20 protein-coding genes are annotated in these 18,411 nt (G+C 52.6%); all 20 read left to right on the top strand.

The features are described from left to right. The first annotated feature begins 7 nt into the window (after positions 1-7). The 20 genes from HUU59_08060 (at position 8) to HUU59_07965 (ending at position 18,403) form a co-directional block, all read left to right on the top strand. Positions 8-460 carry a GNAT family N-acetyltransferase gene (locus HUU59_08060; GenBank protein NUO19383.1) on the top strand — a complete coding sequence of 151 codons (453 nt, stop codon included), beginning with the start codon at positions 8-10 and terminating at the stop codon, positions 458-460. Between the two features lie 22 nt (positions 461-482). Continuing rightward, positions 483-1,454 carry an NAD(P)-dependent alcohol dehydrogenase gene (locus tag HUU59_08055; GenBank protein ID NUO19382.1) on the top strand — a complete coding sequence of 324 codons (972 nt, stop codon included), beginning with the start codon at positions 483-485 and terminating at the stop codon, positions 1,452-1,454. A gap of 14 nt (positions 1,455-1,468) precedes the next feature. Then, positions 1,469-3,223, top strand: a complete 1,755-nt coding sequence (locus HUU59_08050; GenBank protein ID NUO19381.1) for a carbon starvation protein A — start codon at positions 1,469-1,471, stop codon at positions 3,221-3,223. A 69-nt stretch (positions 3,224-3,292) separates the two neighbouring features. Then, on the top strand, positions 3,293-3,781 hold the full coding sequence (locus tag HUU59_08045) for a DUF4396 domain-containing protein (GenBank protein NUO19380.1): 489 nt from the start codon (positions 3,293-3,295) through the stop codon (positions 3,779-3,781). Positions 3,782-3,940: 159 nt separating this feature from the next. Next, positions 3,941-4,315, top strand: a complete 375-nt coding sequence (locus tag HUU59_08040) for a TfoX/Sxy family protein (protein NUO19379.1) — start codon at positions 3,941-3,943, stop codon at positions 4,313-4,315. A 152-nt stretch (positions 4,316-4,467) separates the two neighbouring features. Continuing rightward, positions 4,468-5,265 (top strand): DUF3800 domain-containing protein, encoded by a 798-nt coding sequence (locus HUU59_08035; GenBank protein ID NUO19378.1) that lies wholly within the window; start codon positions 4,468-4,470, stop codon positions 5,263-5,265. 246 nt (positions 5,266-5,511) lie between these two features. Continuing rightward, positions 5,512-7,380, top strand: a complete 1,869-nt coding sequence (gene mnmG / locus HUU59_08030) for a tRNA uridine-5-carboxymethylaminomethyl(34) synthesis enzyme MnmG (GenBank protein NUO19377.1) — start codon at positions 5,512-5,514, stop codon at positions 7,378-7,380. 182 nt (positions 7,381-7,562) lie between these two features. Beyond that, positions 7,563-8,129, top strand: coding sequence for a 16S rRNA (guanine(527)-N(7))-methyltransferase RsmG (gene rsmG, locus HUU59_08025; protein ID NUO19376.1), 567 nt, complete (start codon positions 7,563-7,565; stop codon positions 8,127-8,129). After that, positions 8,123-9,103, top strand: coding sequence for an N-acetylmuramic acid 6-phosphate etherase (gene murQ, locus HUU59_08020; protein ID NUO19375.1), 981 nt, complete (start codon positions 8,123-8,125; stop codon positions 9,101-9,103). Before rsmG ends, murQ begins: the two co-directional genes overlap by 7 nt. Positions 9,104-9,114: 11 nt before the next feature. Beyond that, the gene (locus HUU59_08015) at positions 9,115-10,767 is read left to right on the top strand and encodes a site-specific DNA-methyltransferase (GenBank protein NUO19374.1); all 1,653 of its coding nucleotides are present in this window, start codon (positions 9,115-9,117) and stop codon (positions 10,765-10,767) included. Beyond that, the gene (locus tag HUU59_08010; protein ID NUO19373.1) at positions 10,764-13,223 is read left to right on the top strand and encodes a DEAD/DEAH box helicase family protein; all 2,460 of its coding nucleotides are present in this window, start codon (positions 10,764-10,766) and stop codon (positions 13,221-13,223) included. The genes HUU59_08015 and HUU59_08010 overlap by 4 nt, the downstream gene beginning before the upstream one ends. A 10-nt stretch (positions 13,224-13,233) precedes the next feature. After that, positions 13,234-13,500 (top strand): hypothetical protein, encoded by a 267-nt coding sequence (locus HUU59_08005; GenBank protein ID NUO19372.1) that lies wholly within the window; start codon positions 13,234-13,236, stop codon positions 13,498-13,500. A 93-nt stretch (positions 13,501-13,593) separates the two neighbouring features. Then, positions 13,594-14,079 carry an SRPBCC domain-containing protein gene (locus HUU59_08000; GenBank protein ID NUO19371.1) on the top strand — a complete coding sequence of 162 codons (486 nt, stop codon included), beginning with the start codon at positions 13,594-13,596 and terminating at the stop codon, positions 14,077-14,079. Positions 14,080-14,155: 76 nt separating this feature from the next. After that, positions 14,156-14,665, top strand: coding sequence for a hypothetical protein (locus HUU59_07995; GenBank protein ID NUO19370.1), 510 nt, complete (start codon positions 14,156-14,158; stop codon positions 14,663-14,665). Between the two features lie 77 nt (positions 14,666-14,742). After that, positions 14,743-15,219 (top strand): SRPBCC domain-containing protein, encoded by a 477-nt coding sequence (locus tag HUU59_07990; protein NUO19369.1) that lies wholly within the window; start codon positions 14,743-14,745, stop codon positions 15,217-15,219. A gap of 101 nt (positions 15,220-15,320) precedes the next feature. Further along, positions 15,321-16,040 (top strand): hypothetical protein, encoded by a 720-nt coding sequence (locus HUU59_07985; GenBank protein NUO19368.1) that lies wholly within the window; start codon positions 15,321-15,323, stop codon positions 16,038-16,040. Then, positions 16,030-16,698, top strand: coding sequence for an HAD hydrolase-like protein (locus HUU59_07980; protein NUO19367.1), 669 nt, complete (start codon positions 16,030-16,032; stop codon positions 16,696-16,698). Before HUU59_07985 ends, HUU59_07980 begins: the two co-directional genes overlap by 11 nt. A 212-nt stretch (positions 16,699-16,910) precedes the next feature. After that, positions 16,911-17,390: a hypothetical protein gene (locus tag HUU59_07975; GenBank protein NUO19366.1), complete on the top strand. Its 480-nt coding sequence runs from the start codon at positions 16,911-16,913 to the stop codon at positions 17,388-17,390. Next, positions 17,387-18,010 carry a DUF2179 domain-containing protein gene (locus HUU59_07970; protein NUO19365.1) on the top strand — a complete coding sequence of 208 codons (624 nt, stop codon included), beginning with the start codon at positions 17,387-17,389 and terminating at the stop codon, positions 18,008-18,010. Before HUU59_07975 ends, HUU59_07970 begins: the two co-directional genes overlap by 4 nt. Then, a complete protein-coding gene (locus HUU59_07965; GenBank protein ID NUO19364.1) occupies positions 18,011-18,403 on the top strand; it encodes a VOC family protein in 393 nt (130 codons plus the stop codon). Positions 18,404-18,411: the final 8 nt, after the last annotated feature.

Raw genomic sequence — 18,411 nt, 5'->3', positions numbered from 1 at the left:
ACCCGCAATGGCGACAAACACCCCCAAATTGAACATCCGTCTCCTGAATAAGCTCGATCTGCTCGTCTGGCACGAACTGCGTTGCAAACTTTGGCCGGACCCGCCCCCGGATCGCGAAGAAGTGGGACGGCTGTGGCTGAATCCGCGCTATATTGTCTGGCTCGCGGAAAACGACGACGGCCGCATCATCGCCTTTCTCGAAGTACAGCAGTGCAATCGCGCCGACGGCTGCGAGTCCGACCGCATCCTTTATATAGAAGGATGGTATGTCGAGCCGGACTATCAGCGGCAGGGCATCGGCACCGCGTTGATGAGCACCGCGGAGCAATGGGCACGCGAGCACGGATTGCTCGAACTTGCCAGCGATGCGCTGCTCGAAAACAATATCAGTCACGAAGCGCACAAGAAGCTCGGCTTCAAAGAAGTTGATCGCCAAATCAGTTACATGAAGAAACTCTAATTCGTTTTTTATTTAATGTTCTATGAAAGCCATCACCTTCTCTCAATACGGCTCCCCCGACGTTCTGAAATATGAAGACGTCCCCACGCCGACGCCGAAGGACGACGAAGTCTTAATCAAGGTTCACGCGTCTTCGGTGAATGCCGCCGATTGGCATCTCTTGCGCGCCGACCCGTTCTTGGTGCGGTTCATGATGGGCTTCACAAAACCTAAAATCAATATTCTCGGCGGCGACGTCGCAGGCACTGTTGAAGCGATCGGCAGGAACGTGCGGGAGTTCAAAGTCGGCGATGAAGTCTTCGGCGACGTGTTCGATGAAAACTTGGGCGGATTTGCCGAGTACAAGTGCGCGCGCGAAAAATATCTTGTCGCCAAGCCGAAGAATCTCAGCTTTGAAGAGGCCGCCGCTGTTCCCTTGGCGTCCGTGACTGCCTATTATGGTTTGCGCGATGTTGCCAAAGTTCAGCCGGGACAAAAAGTCTTGGTCAACGGCGCCGCCGGCGGAGTCGGAACGTTCGCCGTGCAAATCGCCAAAGCGTTGGGAGCTGAAGTCACCGCCGTCTGCAGCACGCGCAACCTCGAACAGTCGCGCTCGCTCGGTGCAGATTACGTCATTGACTACACCAAAGAGAATTTCACCAAGAGCGGCAAACAATACGACGCCATCTTCTGCGTCAACGGCTACTATCCCATCAGCGACTTCAAACGGTCGCTTGCACCAAACGGAATTTATGCCATGGCCGGCGGTGGCAACAGACTGCTTCTCGATGCGATGTTTCTGGCGCCGCTCCATTCCATGTTCAGCGGCAGGAAGATGACGATGGTGGCCTCGAAACCTGATAAGGGCAGACTCAGTGCCGTCAAAGAGCTCATCGAATCTGGCAAAGTCCGCCCGGTCGTTGAAAAGACGTATCCGCTCTCCGAAGTCCCCGACGCCATTCGCTATCTCGAAACCGGACACGCAAGAGGCAAAGTTGTAATCAAAGTCGCATAGTATTTCCATTTTCCATTTTGCTCCTCACCATCGTCCTATCCAGCGCGCTGCTCCTTGTGATTGCCTACAAAACCTACGGCAATCTGCTCGCGCGTCTGTTGAGGTTGGATGGAAACAAGAAAACACCGGCAGTCGAGTTGAATGACGGCGTGGACTACGATCCGATTGACTGGCGCTTCCTGATGAGCCAGCACTTCTCGGCCATCGCCGCCGCAGGTCCAATCGTTGGTCCGATTGTCGCGGGCATGATGTTCGGCTGGCTGCCCACATTATTATGGATTTTGCTCGGCGCGATTTTTATCGGCGGCATTCATGATTTCGGTTCGCTCGTCGCCTCGATTCGGCACAAAGCCCGCTCCATCGCCGAGGTTGTCCGCGAGCACATGACGCGCCGCAGCTATCTGCTCTTTCTTTCGTTCGTTTGGATTGCGCTCATCTATATCATTGTCGCGTTCACCGACATCGTGGCCGCGAGTTTTGTTGGCAACATCACCCTCGAAAACGGTCAGACCGTGCGGGGTGCGGGCATCGCCACGTCAAGCGTGCTCTATCTCGCGCTGCCGATTGCCATGGCGTTCATCTTGCGTTGGACGAAACTCTCGCTGCTTGCGACGACGCTCATCTTTCTGCCGATGGTCGGCGCGGCCATCTGGTTCGGCCAATATCTTCCCCTTGACATCGCCGGCTGGTTCGGAATCTCCGACCTAGCTGCGCAAAAAGTCTGGGTCGTCGCTCTCCTTATATATTGTTTCATCGCCGCGATTGTGCCGATGTGGATTTTGCTTCAGCCGCGGGGACACTTGGGCGGGTTCTTTCTCTTCGCGGCGTTGATTGCCGGAGCCGCCGGCGTGCTCTTCAGCGGAAGCGATATTGAATATCCAGCCTTCATCGGCTGGAGTATTCCGCAGGGCGCAGGTGTCGCCACGTTGTTTCCGGTTCTGTTCATAACGGTCGCGTGCGGCGCGTGTTCGGGGTTTCACTCGATTATTGCCTCGGGCACCAGCTCGAAACAGTTGCAGAACGAACTGGATGCGAAGAAGGTCGGCTACGGCTCGATGCTGCTCGAAGCGATGGTGGCCGTGGTCTCCCTTGCGTGTGTAATGATTCTCTCGAAAGAAGCCGTCAGCGGACTCGGCGGCAAGCCCAATTTTATCTATGCGCTCGGACTCGGCCGTTTCATGGAAGTCTTCGGCATTCCGGCGAGCTTCGGAGTCCTGTTCGGATTGATGGCCTTCACGACCTTCGTCTATGACACGCTCGATGTGTGCACGCGGCTCGGTCGTTACATTCTGCAGGAGCTGTTCGGCTGGCAAAACACCTTCGGGAGATATGCAGCGACCGCGTTAACGGCCTTCATTCCGCTCTTCTTCGTCATGCAGACCGCCGTGGATGCGAACGGCAATGTGATTCCGAGTTGGCGCGTCTTCTGGCCGTTGTTTGGAGCCAGCAATCAATTGCTCGCCGCGATTGGTTTGTTGGGGATAACGGTTTGGCTCCATCGCACCTACAAAGCAAAATGGGTTTGGCCCATTGCGGGAATCCCCACCCTCATCATGTACATCATGAGCGGCTGGGCCCTGTTACAATATGTTTCTCGAGGATTTGTCAGCGCAGCGGGCTTCGCGCTGCCGAGCAATTTCGTGCCGTGGGTCGCGCTCTTGTTAATTGTGCTCGCAGTAATGCTGCTATGGGAAGCGGTCAAGGTGCTAACCAATCGGGAAGATTCAGGTGTAGGGGCGGAAGGCGTTCCGCCCGCGATAGCAGGATGAGTGCGGCGTCGCAAGGGCACAGCATGCTGTGCCCGCGATTAATAATCCATTTCTACAGGGAGAAGCAAATTGGATCACGAACATCATCAGCATCATCACGGCCACGCGCACGCTGCGGAGGCAAAAGAACAGACGAGCGAAAATGTCTGGCCATTCGCAATTAGCGCTACGCTTCATTGTCTGCTTGGCTGCGGTCTCGGTGAAGTATTGGGCATGATTATCTCAACCGCGCTGCATTTGGGAAATATCCCATCCTTTGTGCTTGCGGTGATTATGGGATTCATCGGCGGCTTTGCCTTGGGCATTGTGCCGTGGATGAAGCAAGGGATGAGCTTGGGGGAAGCGGCGAAGAAAGTCTTGATTGTCGAGGGTTTGAGTATTCTGGTGATGGAAGCCGCGATGGTATTGACGGAATTCTACACACCGGGCGTGATGGAAGCGCACTTGACCGATGGCATCTTCTGGATCGGCATGCTGCTCGCGCTTGTCGCGGGTTTCATTGCTGCGCTGCCGATCAACTACTGGTTTGCGAAGCGCGGCGTTCGGCACGTGCATTGATCCGATACTTTATTGCGTTCGCGCCAGCGTCGCAGGGTCCAGCGTCCACGCCGGTGTTTCACGTGGAGCAATTCGATTTCGCCGAGCGGGGATTAAGCGAAGCGATTCCCCGCCGGAATCATTTCTGATTTCTGACTTCATACTTCTGACTTTCCGCTCATGTCCCTCAACCAAGACATCCTCGACTACTACACCGATCGCCTCTCGTTACTTGGCAAAATCAATGTAAAGAGGATGTTCGGCGGCGCGGGCTTCTATTTGAATGGCCGCATGTTCGCACTCACAGATGGAGAGACGGTCTATCTGAAGGGGGATGAACAGAACCGCGCCCGCTTTGAGTCGCGGAAGATGGAACAATTCGCACCGTTCGACGACAAACCCGAGATGCGTATGCATTATTACTCCTTGTCTTCTGAGGATTTGGAAGATGACGACGCGCTTCGCGAATTAGGCATGCTCGCCGTCGAAGCAGCCAACCGCGCCGCCGCAAAAAAGAAAAGCTCTCCGACAAAGAGAGCAAATACAAGAAAATGAGTTTTTGATTTCCCCCCATTCCTATGGGGGGACTAAGGGGGGTCAAGCACCCAAGCGAAATACAATCGCCCAAACGTGTTGTCATCCTGAACGAAGGCTCGGCGAAGTAAAGGATCTCGTCAAACAAATAGGGAATTGCGAACTCATTTCATATGAGCAAATACCGGATGTATATAGATGAGGTCGGTGACCCAGGACTGCATTCGCTTGATGATGAGCGCCATCGATATCTTAGCTTGACCGGTGTGATCATTGACCTTGATCACGTGAGCGAGTTTGTTCATCCACAGCTCGAATCTCTGAAACAACAATTCTTTGGGAATCACCACCATCCCGATTCTCCAATTGTTTTGCATCGAAAAGAGCTTGTGAACGGAGTTCGACCTTTTGAGTCATTACGCAATGACGAATTGCGCGAAAAGTTTAATGCGACATTGTTAGACTTCTTGTTGACAGCGGATTATCAAGTCGCAACAGTAGTTATAGATAAGGTAGAACACGTTGAAAGATACCGGACGTGGCGTTTTGATCCATATCACTACTGTCTTGCTGTGTTAGCAGAGAGATATGTCTTATGGCTTGATCGCCGCGGCCAACAAGGAGATGTGATGGCTGAGTCGCGAGGTGGGAAAGAGGATATGCGGTTGAAGAAGTCTTTCAACTTGCTGTTCAATACAGGGACAGACTACGTGGGAGCTGACAAGATTCAGCGTACTTTGAGTAGCTCACAACTGAAGGTGAAGAAAAAGGACAATAATATCGCTGGACTTCAACTCGCAGATCTCCTTGCTCACCCTTCATTCAAGAACACATTGACCAAAAGTAGTAAAAGCAATACCACTGTAAGTAATGCCTTCGGAGCCAAGATAGCAGATATTCTTGAATCCAAGAAATATCTTCGAAACGCTTCTGGCAAAACATTAGGTTGGGGCGCGAAAATACTTCCATAAAAAAAGCCCCTTTCGGGGCTCCAAAGGCTCTCGCCTTCCACCTCCAGATGAACTGGATTGGTTGAATATACGAACAGGTCAAGAGAAAAGCAAATTGCTGATAAAGATTGCCGAGATCGTCAACACCCTGTTAAATCACTCTCTGCACTCAACTTAGCAAAACACTGCAAAGCAAAGAAAATCCGCCAAACAAGTGGCAAATTCAACTCAAACAACTCATTGTACTCGACTTAGCAAGAGAAACGGATGGCTATTACACATATTTATGATGTCGTCGTGATCGGCGGCGGACATGCCGGGATTGAGGCCGCTCTGGCCACTTCCCGGATGGGCTTTCGCACTTGTCTCGTGACGCAGAATCTCCAGACGATTGGCCAAATGTCCTGCAATCCGGCCATCGGCGGACTTGCTAAAGGCCAATTAGTCAAGGAGATAGATGCGCTCGGTGGCGAAATGGGCAGGCTCGCCGATCTGGCAACGGTGCAGTTTCGGATGCTCAATCGCTCGAAGGGCCCGGCCGTTTGGTCGCCGCGTGCGCAGTGCGATAGAGTTCTCTATGCTCGCGAAGCCCGCAAAACGCTTGAATCACAGCGAAATCTTGATCTCAAACAAAATACAATCATAGACTTCGAGACAACAGGCGGGCGACTTTCGGCCTGCATCGCCCACAGTGGACAGCGTATAGAATGCCGCGCCGCCGTGCTTTGCGCCGGGACCTTTCTGAATGGGTTACTGCACATGGGGGATTGGCAGCTCCCGGGCGGGCGGATAGGCGAAGCCCCTTCGCTCGGACTCTCGGAAATGCTGATGAAACAGGGCTTTGAGGTAGGCCGGCTGAAGACAGGCACCCCCCCGCGCCTCGACGGCCGCACGATTGACTACGCCCGTTGCGAGCACCAGCCCGGCGACGGTCGCATCGTCCCGTTCTCCGTGCGCTCGCCCAAAGCCGTCTTTAATCAACTTGCCTGCCACTTAACTTACACAAATACAAAAACTCACGACATCCTGCGCGATGGTCTGCATCGCTCCCCGCTATTCTCTGGCCGAATTACAGGCCGTGGCCCACGCTACTGCCCTTCCATTGAAGACAAGATCGTGCGCTTCTCTGATAAGGATCGCCATCAGATCTTCCTAGAGCCAGAGGGCTGGGACACCTTTGAAGTCTACATGAATGGCTTCAGTTCGAGTTTGCCGGAAGATATTCAATTTGAAGCACTTAGAACCGTGCCCGGGCTGGAGCAGACCGAGATGATGCGCCCCGGTTACGCGGTCGAATATGACTTCTTCCCCGCTCATCAACTCCATTACTCCTTGGAAACCAAGGTGATAGACGGACTTTTCTTCGCCGGGCAAATCAACGGCACGACCGGCTATGAAGAAGCGGCCGCACAGGGACTGATAGCTGGAATAAACGCTGCTCAGAAACTAAACGGCGGTAATTGTTTGACGCTTGGTCGCGATCAGGCCTACATCGGTGTCCTAATAGATGACCTCATCACCAAGACACCGGATGAGCCGTACCGCATGTTCACTTCCCGCGCCGAGCACCGCCTGATCTTGCGCCAGGACAATGCCGACCTGCGTTTGACTGAAATCGGCCGCGAACTTGGGTTGGTAAACGACGAGCAGTATGACTCATATTTAGCAAAAAAACAAAAGCTTAATCAGATAACGTCCCTCCTGCACGATACCCGGCTTGAGGAGCTGGCAGAATCCGGGCTGCTCTCGGATCCTAAGCTCAAAGGCAGTCGCTTCGCCGCCATCCTGAAGCGTCCGGAAGCCGACCTGTCTGCGATGCTGAAAGACAGCCCTCAGCTATCGGGGAAAGTAGATGAACTCGACGAGGATCTGCTAGCTGCCGTGGAAATGGATGTAAAATATGAAGGTTACATCCAAAGAGAGCGGCTCCGGGCTGATCAGGTGCGACGATGGGAAGAGGTCCGGCTGCCTGAGAATATGGACCTCTGGGCCGTACATTCCATGTCTCACGAAGCTCGCGAGAAGATAAGCTACTTCAAACCCAAGACCTTAGGGCAAGCGGGACGCATCTCCGGGGTGCGCCCGTCGGATACATCTGCATTGCTCATACACATGAAAAAGCTGGGGCATGTGTAAGCTCTTGTTTTGGAGTGTTTCACGTGAAACATCCACATTTGGCGGTGGATAACTTTGTGAAAATGCTCAGGATAGGTCGCAATAGTCCAGATTAAATCGTATATTTTCATACTCCAAGAAACAGGGAGTCTGAACTCCAGCCGCTGCCGGAAATGTGAACAAGCTGTGAATAGCGGTTTCCTTTGACCACCGAACAGGAACAGCAACTCGAACATTATCTGAAGCGCATCGCCGAAGCCGGCATCCCTCTAGTATCGCATGCCGACCGGTCCCGTCTTCGGGAAAGACACTTAGCTCCGTCCTTGGCGGGGCTTGAGCTGCTCCCGGAAAGCGGAGCTGTACTCGACATTGGGAGCGGCGGTGGGTTTCCAGCTATTCCGCTGGCACTACTAACTCCTCATTTGACATATACTTTAGTGGAGTCAAATTCAAGAAAAGCAGCATTTTTGAGCCGTGTTTCACGTGAAACAGAGCTCTCTCAACGGGTTACGGTGATTTGTTCGCGGGTCGAAGAACTTGTCCACTCTCCCGGCGGAGAATTCGACTGTGTGACGGCCCGGGCAGTAACGGAGCTGCCGCAATTGGTGAAATGGTCCCGGCCGCTTCTGAAGCACAGTGGATTTATGTTGTTCTGGAAGCAGCGCGAATGGAGACAGGAAGCCTGGCCGGAGGAATTGGGCTGTAAATTACTCTCGGAACTCAACTTAGCTGACGGCGGTCGGCTGATTAAACTTCAACTTGAATCGTGAAAGAAACCGTATTCAAAGAGCTGGCCGGACTCTCGACCGAAGCACGCAACCCGGACACGATGAATCTCGACTCCATGACAACGCGTGAGATTCTGGAAGCGATGAATCGCGAAGATCGCAAGGTGCCAGAGATTGTGGCGGCGGCCATTCCGCAGATCGAGATTTTGGTGGAGCGTGTGGTGCAGGCGTTTCAAGCTGGCGGCCGTCTCCTCTATATAGGTGCGGGGACATCGGGGAGGTTAGGGGTGCTCGATGCATCGGAGTGCCCCCCGACCTTTGGAACGGATCCGACATTGGTGCAGGGGTTCATTGCCGGGGGGTATGAGTCACTCAGGAAGGCTGCCGAGGGGGCAGAGGATAATCCGGATGGCGCGATTCAAGATTTCGAGCTCTGTTGTCTGGGGCATGAGGACGTGGTGGTGGGGATTACGGCTTCGAGAAGGACGCCCTATGTGTTGGGTGGTTTATCATACGCCAAGAAACACGGCTGCTACACCGCGCTCCTCATATGTAACCATTTTGATGCCGAGAGTATGGGATACAAGGAGGCAGAGACCCCCCCTACCCCCCCCGCTGAAGCGAGGGGGAATCAGAGACCGGATGTCATTATCGAGCTGCCTGTCGGGCCGGAAGTCTTGACGGGCTCGACGCGGCTGAAGGCGGGGACGGCGACGAAGCTCGCGCTGAACATGATTACGACGGCGGCGTGGGTGCGGATGGGGAAGTGTTACGGGAATCTGATGGTGGATTTGCGGATGGGGAGTCAGAAGCTGCAGGCGCGCGCGCGGCGGATTCTGATGGAAATCACCGGTTGTGATTACGAGTGGGCCGACGAACTTTTGACCGAAGCTCACGGTGAACTCAAGACCGCGTTGGTGATGCACTTCCGTGGCGTGACTGCGGAGCATGCGCGAGAGTTGTTGGAGGAGAATGGGGGGAAGTTGGGAAAATTGGAAATAGAAAATAGCAAATAGAAAAGCAGAACATGCCGACACTTGATTGGATTGGAAAGAAGGCTGTTGAGAAGCATCACGAAGAGGTGCCGTTTCATCTCTTGAAGTGCGACAACTCGTTGTCAGTCGGAGATCCGGGGAGCGGGAATCTGATTGTGCAGGGGGACAATCTTGTTGCACTCAAAGCACTGCTGCCGTACTATGCGGGGAAAGTTGATTGTATCTACATTGATCCCCCATACAATACAGGCGCGGAGGGTTGGATATACAATGACAATGTGAATAGTCCTGAAATCAAGGAATGGCTCGGGAAAGTGGTGGGGGCGGAGGCAGAGGACCTATCAAGACATGACAAGTGGCTCTGCATGATGCTGCCAAGAATAAGCACTTTATACAAGATGTTGAGCGAGGACGGGCAAATCTTCGTATCTATTGATGATCACGAATTGGATAACTTGATTCAGATTCTGGACATCGTTTTTGGTCGTTCAAGGCAGGTCGGCATACTTTCGTGGTACAAGAAAAGAAAAGGAAGTTTTCTGTCAAAAGAACTCGTAAGTGTTACAGAGTACGTTGTAGTGTATCGAAAAGGCAAGAAAGCGGCGCTATATGGAGGAGCACCAAACGAAGAAGAATCACAGCCAATACTTAAAAGAGGAAATCGAACAAAAGTCATAAAGTTCCCCGCCAAAACAGTTCAAACCAAACTTGAAAACGGAGCCCATAAAGTTGGCGTTAAAGGAACGGGTACTACGGCAATGAAGCTGCTGGACGAGATCCTAGTCCAAGACGGCGTAATAGTTGATGAATTTAGACTTGAAGGACCATTTGTTTGGGGGCAAGAAATGTTAGACGAAGAACTCTCTCGAGGCGGCGTGTGCGTCATTAACACAGAGAATTTTCAACCTCGAGTTTTTAGAAAATTTGCCGAAGGGCATCATAAAGGCCTTAGTTCGTTTATTGATGGACGTACTATGTCTGCAACAAATGATGACGCTTTTGAAGAGCTGCGGGAGATTTTTCATACTGATCGGCTTTTTGCCTACTCGAAACCAAAGAATCTAGTAAAACACCTCATCAGAGCTGCAACAAACTACTCAAAGGACAGCATCGTTCTTGATTCTTTTGCGGGCTCAGGCACAACGGCGCATGCAGTGATGCAATTGAACAAAGAGGACGGTGGAAACCGGAAGTTCATACTTGTGGAGATGGATCAGAATATCTGCGAGAACATTACGGCGGAACGAGTCAAGCGTGTGGCGCTTGGATACAAGAATCAGAAGGGTCAGCAGGTGGAGGGGTTGGGCGGTGGTTTTCGGTATTGCACATTGGGCGAGACGTTATTTGACGCGGATGGTGAGATTCGGAAAGAGGTGAAGTTCAGTGATTTGGCGCGGCACATCTATTTGACTGAAACGGGTGAGCCGCTTCCGAAGCAGAACAACGGGCGGTCGCCGCTGTTGGGGGTTCATCACGGGACGGCGTACTACCTATTATATAACGGGATTCTGGGAGACAAGACTGCGCAAGGGGGAAACGTTTTGACCCGCGCCGTGTTGGCGGAATTGCCGGAGCATGAGGGGCCGAAGGTGATTTACGGGACGGGGTGCAGGTTGGGCAAAAAGAGGTTAGACGAAATGCAGACGCAGTTTCGACAAATTCCGGGCAAGGTGGTGGTTAGATGAGGTTTGAACTCCGCAATTATCAGCAAGAAGTGTTGGACGTCATCCGCGACTACATGCGGGAATGCTCCAAGCTTGACGACGCCAAGGCGGCCTATGAAGTTGTACGGACGCGCCGAAATATCCGAACATCGTCCTACCTCGACCTTGAGGAATACGAAGATTTGCGGCACATTCCCTATTTTTGTGTGCGCATCCCGACTGGTGGCGGAAAGACGATAGTGGGTTGCCACGCCGCCGGGGTCATTGCGCATGAGTACCTGCATACCGCTCGTCCGCTCGTCTTGTGGCTGACACCGAACAAGACGATACGGGATCAGACGATATTGGCGCTCCAGAACAGGAATCATCCGTATTATGCGGCGCTAAGCGAGCAGTTTGAGACATTTTATGTCCTTAGCGGTAAAGAGGGCATGACGGTTTCGCGGGGGACGATCGAAGCGGGGGCAACGATCGTTGTGACGACGATTCAATCCTCGCGCGTCGCGGACGACGAATTGCGCAAAGTCTATGAAGACAACGGTTCACTATTGGAGCATTTTCCAGAGAGCGAGTTTGGGAGTTTTACGCCGATACACATAAGGGAAGACGGGAGCTTTCCAAAGAGTTTCGCCAATCTTCTGCGCAAGAAACGGCCCATTGTCATCGTGGACGAGGCACACAATGTCAGGACTGAGCTTTCGTTTGAGACGCTAAACAAGTTTGCGCCGTCTTGCATTCTTGAGCTGACGGCCACGCCGCATCAAGGCGACGCGCAAGGGCGGGGGCGGAGCAATGTGCTCTATTCTGTGAACGCGCATGCGCTGCGGGCGGAAGAGATGATCAAGATGCCGATCATCGTGCGGACATTGCAGGATTGGCGGATAGCCCTCAGTCACGCCTTGGACGAAAGACAAAGGCTTGAGAAGTTGTGCGCGGCGCATGCAGAAGCAAGCGGTGAGTTTATACGTCCGATTTTGTTGATTCAAGCGGAGTCGGCAAGCCAAACTGAGAGTAGGCTTACGCCAAGCGTCCTTCAGCAATGGCTAATCGAAAACGAGAAGTTTGAATCAAAAGAGGAATGCCCAATCGCAACGGGTAAAGACGATGAGCTAGCGAACCGGGACATACTGAGCCGCCAGTCCTCGATCAAATGCGTGATTACGCAACAGAAGTTGAGGGAGGGATGGGATTGTCCGTGGGCGTACGTCATGTGCACCGTGGCTCCGGCCCGTACGGCGACGGCGGTAGAGCAGATATTAGGGCGAATCATGCGGATGCCAGGGGCGAAGCGGAAGCCGATAGAAGATTTGAACCATGCTTATGCGTATTCGGTGGGAGGGAGTTTTGAAGAGGTCGCGCAGCGAATCGTGGATGGGCTTGTTCAGATAGGGTATGATAAATGGCAAGCCAAGGACTTTATCAAAGACGGAGGCTCCCAAGAAGACTTGCCTTTATTTGACGAACGCAAGGAGACAGAGCGGAAGACAACATACGCGCCCTTGCGAATTCCCCAACTTTGCGAAGAGACAACAAGCGGTTTGTTCGAACTGATTGACGAGACGCAGATGTTGGACACAGATTGGAGTCTTGAAGATTTTGATTTCAAGTTAAGCGAGTCAGAGTACCGCCACAAGCGTCCGACGATGGACGAGGGCAAGATAGATTTCAGCGGGACAGGCAAGCTGAAATACCAGCGAGTCAGCGGAATTCAATTGCAGCTAGACCGGCTTGGCGAAACACGCATGAGCGAGGCAGACTTATTGACTTGGCTTGTCAAACAAACCCGAAATGATCGATTCCCGCCGAGCGAGTTGCGCAGATGGGTTCTTCGGGTGATGAATCATCTCAAAGGCGAGAGAGGTCTCACGGAACAGGAATTGATTTTGGACAGGCACCAGTTGCGCGAGGCGCTGATTGAGAAATTGAACAAGGAACTAAAGAGCCTGAAACTCCGGAACCTGCAAGGCCTGCTCAGTTTAGGAGAAGGTTCGCGGGTGGTAACTTCAGACGAGATACCATGCGTATTTGATCCAGACGAGCCGTATCGCAGTTGGGACAAGTACGATGGCCCCATGCATTTCAACAAACACTTCTACTCTTGGGTTGGAAACCTAAATTGGGAAGAAGCGCAGTGCGCGTCAATATTGGATAGGCTTCCGGAAGTGGAAGTATGGTTGCGGAACCCCGTCAAGGAGGGATTCAGGCTGCCGACGTCCACGGACTACTTCTATCCAGATTTTGTCGCGCGGCTCATCGATGGGAGATACCTCGTAGTCGAGTACAAGGGAGAAGTTGACTGGACGAACGATGATTCAAAAGAAAAGCGACTAATGGGAGAAGCGTGGGCGAATCACTCAAACGGGAAATGTGTTTTTGTGATGCCTGGTGGCCCCACGAGCCTTGAAAACACAATTGTGCACGCCATCAAGCAAGGACTGACAAGCACGGATAGCAGCGGACAAACGCGCATCAATTAATCAACATGTTGTGCCCGCTTCTGGAACGACACCTGATTCCGGAATACAACGACCCAAAGCGGGGTCGCTGGCAGCGATTATACGATCATTCAAAATCGCCGTAACAAAAATTACGCGCGAACAGGGGTTAATGACAAATGAAGAGAAATTGTGGCAGCGCAGTTTCTTCGATCGTATCATTCGCAATGATCACGAATTGGGATTGGCCCGAAAGTACATCGTTGAGAATCCGATAAACTGGGGAAAAGACAAAGAGAATCCGGATCGGACTGATTAGTCAGAACACAGAGATTCACGATCCTGCCTGGCGCGGGCGGATTGCCATCCGCCCCTACACGAACCAACCTAAAACACAATAAGGCCCACCCCCATGCCAACTAAACACAAACTCCCGCTCCCGGTATCCAAAGGTAAATTGGGATACACGACATCGCACATAATCAAGCAGCCGCTTAAGAAAGTATGGGAAGCGGTGACGGAAGAAAAGCACGTCAAGAAGTATTTCATAGACAAGCAAATCGGCAAGTGGGGCCCGGACCTCGAGGTGGTGAAGTGGTGCTGGAAAGAGTACGGTGACGAAACCATGGACATGTATCCGACATTATATAAGGAATACGAGCGGATTGAGTTCATTGGTGAGGCCTACGGTCCGAAATATATGACGCGGCTGGCCTTCGAGTTCGTCAAGAAGGGGCCGAAGGAAACCATCTTCCGCATCCATGATTACGGTTACAAACAGAAGGACCTGAAAGCGGCGTTCACGATGTGTGAAGGCTGGACGGAATTTCATACCTATCTGAAGGCGTATCTGAAATTCGGGGTGGATGTGATGAGGGAGCGGAAAAATAGCAAATAGCAAATTGAAAATAGCAAAGTCAGAATCTTCGCTTTTCTATTTTCTATTTTGAATTTTCAATTTTGAAAGGTACCCCATGATTCCGATACCTGTAAATGCCGCGCATTGGCACATTGTGCTGGCACATTTTCCAGCCATCCTGTTTATGGTGGCGGCCCTTTTGATGTTTCTGGCAACGCTATGGAAGGACGGCCGTTGGCAGCGAGTCGCGCTGGGGTTTATTGTCGCGGCGGCCTTCTCGACCGTGGTGGTGTTTCAGTTCGGCGAGGAGGCGGAAGATATTGTCGAGCAGCTGCCGGACACGGAGCAGTACATTCATCCGCATGAAGAGATTGCCGAGACCGCGCGGAATATTATTCTTCCGTTTGGAATCTTGATTCTCGCGCTGTGGTGGTTCACACGAAAGCACACGCTGCTGCCGGTGTGGGCATCATGGGGGGCGGTGGCAGTGTCGGCCATCATTGTGCTGGTGCTCATGAATGTAGGCGAAGCGGGCGGAAAAATTAATCATCCGGAAGTGCGCGGCGGCGCGGTGATACAGAGCTATGATGACAAGGGCGGCGACCGGGATAAAGACGAAGATTAGTTAAAGAAGGTGATTCCGGCCGGGTTGCGGCGGCCCTTAACCCGGCTCGGCGTAAAACAACAACAGGGAGAAGAAATATGGCCAAGAAGGCGGTCAAGAAAGACATCAACTACACGCTGGCAAATGGGAAGATTTCCTTTACGGTGTCGCAAACCTATCGCGCGCCGCTGAAGAAGGTCTGGGAAGCGGCGACACATGCGCGACATCTGCAGGCGCACTTTGTGGACCGGGTGCGCGGCAGCTTCAACGAGAAATTCGAGCCGTGCTTCTGGTATTGGAAGGGACATGGGGAAATGCCGCTTTATCCGGTGGCGTATGCGAAGGAGAAGTTTGTGGAGTTTCACTGGCCGCTGTGGGGGTCAAAGGGAAAACTCTCGCATGTGCGGTTTGAGTTTACGGAGAAGAACAGAATTGTGACGGTGAAAATCACCGAGACAGGTTGGAACCAGAGCGGGCTGGCGTATGCCTTTGACAACTGTCAGGGCTGGACGGAATTTCTGATGACGCTGAAGGCGTTTGTGTTGTGGAAGAAGAAGCTCAGAACCAAGAAGTAACCAGAGTGAACGCTGGACCCGGTGCCGCTGATGCAATAGCATCATCTATCGGTGGGTTCGATAACAAACAGAGCGGAAACAGCAACTAAGGACGGCAACTCATGCACCGCTTCATATTCATACTTATATTGACTCCGGTCTTGTCCGCTCACGCATATTCGTTCATGACCATAGGTGGCGGGCCGAATCTGTTTTACACGAAATACTCCATGACCGTTCACGACGGAGTATTCACGGACAACGACATTGCGATGATCGGGAATCGTTGGCAGATAACTTTCGGCGGCACTGGTAAGAAATCAGAATGGTACGGCCAATTTCGCATGTTTGATTCCCGCCGTGTTCACATGTTGCACGTCACAAAGAACGAGGCGGGCTATCAAACCGTCTCGATGATGCGGTGGCAATGGGACCGCGCGCTCGTGTGCGGCTATCGCCGTTTCATATCGCAGTCGCAGACTGTTACAATTTTGCTCGGCGGCGGAGTTCTGCTCGGCGCGGGTAATGGCCACCAGCGAGAACGGCAGACTTCGACCATCGTCCACGAAGACCACAGCCGCGAGACCACGACTGACTACAATGATGAATATGAGTTAGGTGGACTCAAAGCAAGTGTGTTCGCTGAATTTGGTCCGCGCATCAGTTTGTCAAAGTACCTGTTTCTTGAGGCTTTGTTCGAGTCGGGTTCATGCGGATTCAGCGGCCTCCCGTTTCTCGCAACGTCTTCGCGATCAAACGATTTCAAGTACCTCGCTAGCGGGCCGGAAGTGAGTTTTAATATGAACTTGCGCTGGGAAATGGGGAGAGCCATTGACAGGTAATGGACGAGAGGACGACAGAATTTCGGAACAGATGACGACACAGCTATTCTTGGTAGACCTCGGCAACGTCCTCTTGAAACTTGATTTTGAGAGGTTTGTGGCGCGTGCGGCGGAGCGGGGGTCACTGCGTGACGACGCACCTTCGCGAGACGATATTCGCGAGCACTGCATACATGGGGAGTTCAAATCGCGGTTTGAGCGGGGGCGGTGTACGCCTGCCGAGTTTATCGAGGAGCTGCGTGATTTCTTGAAGTGGCCGAAGACCGAAGCGAGCTCGGCGAAGCTGCGCGACATTTGGTGCGACATCTTTGACGAATTTCCCGGCGCACGCGACGCGCTCGAGCAGCTGAAACTGATGGGCCGTGTGTGGGTGCTGTCCGATACCGATCCGCTGCACATTCAGTGGGTGTCGCGCAATTTTTCCTGGGCACTCGACGTGGATCAAGTCCTGACCTCGTATGAGCGCGGGAAGTTGAAATCCGATCCCGGTGTTTTTGAGGCAATTGTCAAAGAAACCGCGCTGCCCGCCGAGCAAATTCTATTCATAGACGATTTGCAAAAAAATATCACCGCCGCTCACAAAGCGAGGATATCCACGCATTTGTTTACGACTTGGGAGAATGCTTGGCCAGCGTTGACGCTGGACCCATTGCGCTAGCGCTTAAATTCAAAATAGCCAGCGTAGTCCAAAAAAAATGCTTAACAAACATCCACACAAATCTCCGAATGTGAATAACCGTTGTGGATTTGTGGAAAGTGTTCACGAACGGCGAAACAGGTCTTGCTGAGAGAAAAACAGGTCGAATTTGAGTTCAATGTATGTTCATTGAGCCGAAATTTAGAGCCACAAGAGGAAACGCGAGCGAAACGATGAAAACACGGACGATATTTCTGTGGATAATGTGTGTATGGCTGTGGACAAACCCGGCGCAGGCACAGCGGCTTGTTGTCACGGAATGGGGCGGAGATTTCGCGACTATTGCCGCCGGAGACACGGTTGACTTTCGCAAGGAGTTTGGACTTGCCATGGATAGTCTCATGCGTACGGACGGGATAATTTTGGATTTGCGATTTTTGCCGCCGGAGCAAGTCTGGAGCATGGCAATCTGGCAGACCTTGCAACAGGAGATGACGGACTACACAAAGCCCTTTGTGCTTCTCATCGCATTTGAGCCGCAAAAAGAACAGCCGCTCACCTATTGGATGAAGGAGCGCTATTGGTCGCGGTTTGAACCAAGTGGAATCATGGGCAAAGCGGAAGCGAAATTGCGCACGCTCTATGGCCGTCATCTGAAGGAAGGACAGGAGCGTATGGACTGGCTGATGCAGCAGCAGGGGAAAGGAAAATGAACTTCTTCACGGACTTGGTGGATTGGATAACGCGCGTCGGACAGGGGCAGGTGTGGCTGCTCGCGCTGGGGATTTTCTTCGCGCGCATCGTGGATCAAAGCCTCGGGACGCTGCGGACGATTTCCATCTTTCGCGGCTTCAAAGTCTTGGCGACAATTTTCGGTTTTCTCGAAGTTCTGATTTGGATTAACGTCGTCGCGCAGGTGATTCGCAATCTTGATGATTGGTATTTGGGTGTTGTGTATTCGGCAGGCTTTGCGGCCGGCAGCTTTGTCGGCATGTGGATTGAATCGCGGCTGGCCTTCGGACATCAGGTTGTGCGAATCATTTCGCGGCGCGAGAAGAATCTGGCCGACCAGTTGTGGGAGATGAATTATCCCGTTGTGGAGATGGACGGACGGACAAAATCGGGGGAGATGGATATTCTGTTTGTGGCGGAGAAGCGAAAGAATGTTCCGAAGCTGCTGCGGAGGATACATGAGATTGACAAGGAAGCTTTCTTCACAGTGGAAGATGTGAAGCAGGTCGGGCTGAAACAGCGAGATCCGAGTGTCGTGTGGGGAGAAAAGATGCTCGAAGACGTCAGCAGTTGGGTCAAACACCCGCTCCGAAAGAAATAGATGCTGCACCATGTCGAGATCAATGTCTCTGACCTCGCCCGCTCGCGCGGGTTTTGGCAGTGGCTGTTGTGCGACGAACTGGGTTACGAGGTCTATCAAGAGTGGCCCAAGGGGGTGAGTTTTCGCTTCGGTCAGACATACATTGTCTTTGTACAAACAGAAGAAAAACATTTAGTTGCGGGCTATAATCGCTGCCGGACGGGGCTGAACCACCTGGCCTTTCATGCACGCTCAAAATCACACGTTGATGACCTGACGGCCAAGCTCCGTGAGCGCGGCATCATTATATTATATGCAGACCGCCACCCCCACGCCGGGGGCCTGGAATCCTACGCCGTGTTTTTCGAGGACCCGGATAGGATTAAGGTGGAGGTGGTGGGAATAGACAAATGACAGACTTT

The organism is bacterium, from assembly GCA_013360195.1.
Lineage (GTDB): Bacteria > Electryoneota > RPQS01 > RPQS01 > RPQS01 > JABWCQ01.
The sequence above is the reverse complement of the archived record's forward strand: the minus strand, read 5'-3'. Positions and strand labels throughout refer to the sequence as shown.

Coding starts and splice junctions, on each gene's coding strand:
- HUU59_08060 (NUO19383.1), top strand. CDS start 8: ATGGCGACAAACACCCCCAAATTGAACATCCGTCTCCTGAATAAGCTC.
- HUU59_08055 (NUO19382.1), top strand. CDS start 483: ATGAAAGCCATCACCTTCTCTCAATACGGCTCCCCCGACGTTCTGAAA.
- HUU59_08040 (NUO19379.1), top strand. CDS start 3,941: ATGTCCCTCAACCAAGACATCCTCGACTACTACACCGATCGCCTCTCG.
- HUU59_08035 (NUO19378.1), top strand. CDS start 4,468: ATGAGCAAATACCGGATGTATATAGATGAGGTCGGTGACCCAGGACTG.
- mnmG (NUO19377.1), top strand. CDS start 5,512: ATGGCTATTACACATATTTATGATGTCGTCGTGATCGGCGGCGGACAT.
- HUU59_08015 (NUO19374.1), top strand. CDS start 9,115: ATGCCGACACTTGATTGGATTGGAAAGAAGGCTGTTGAGAAGCATCAC.
- HUU59_08010 (NUO19373.1), top strand. CDS start 10,764: ATGAGGTTTGAACTCCGCAATTATCAGCAAGAAGTGTTGGACGTCATC.
- HUU59_08000 (NUO19371.1), top strand. CDS start 13,594: ATGCCAACTAAACACAAACTCCCGCTCCCGGTATCCAAAGGTAAATTG.
- HUU59_07995 (NUO19370.1), top strand. CDS start 14,156: ATGATTCCGATACCTGTAAATGCCGCGCATTGGCACATTGTGCTGGCA.
- HUU59_07990 (NUO19369.1), top strand. CDS start 14,743: ATGGCCAAGAAGGCGGTCAAGAAAGACATCAACTACACGCTGGCAAAT.
- HUU59_07985 (NUO19368.1), top strand. CDS start 15,321: ATGCACCGCTTCATATTCATACTTATATTGACTCCGGTCTTGTCCGCT.
- HUU59_07975 (NUO19366.1), top strand. CDS start 16,911: ATGAAAACACGGACGATATTTCTGTGGATAATGTGTGTATGGCTGTGG.
- HUU59_07970 (NUO19365.1), top strand. CDS start 17,387: ATGAACTTCTTCACGGACTTGGTGGATTGGATAACGCGCGTCGGACAG.
- HUU59_07965 (NUO19364.1), top strand. CDS start 18,011: ATGCTGCACCATGTCGAGATCAATGTCTCTGACCTCGCCCGCTCGCGC.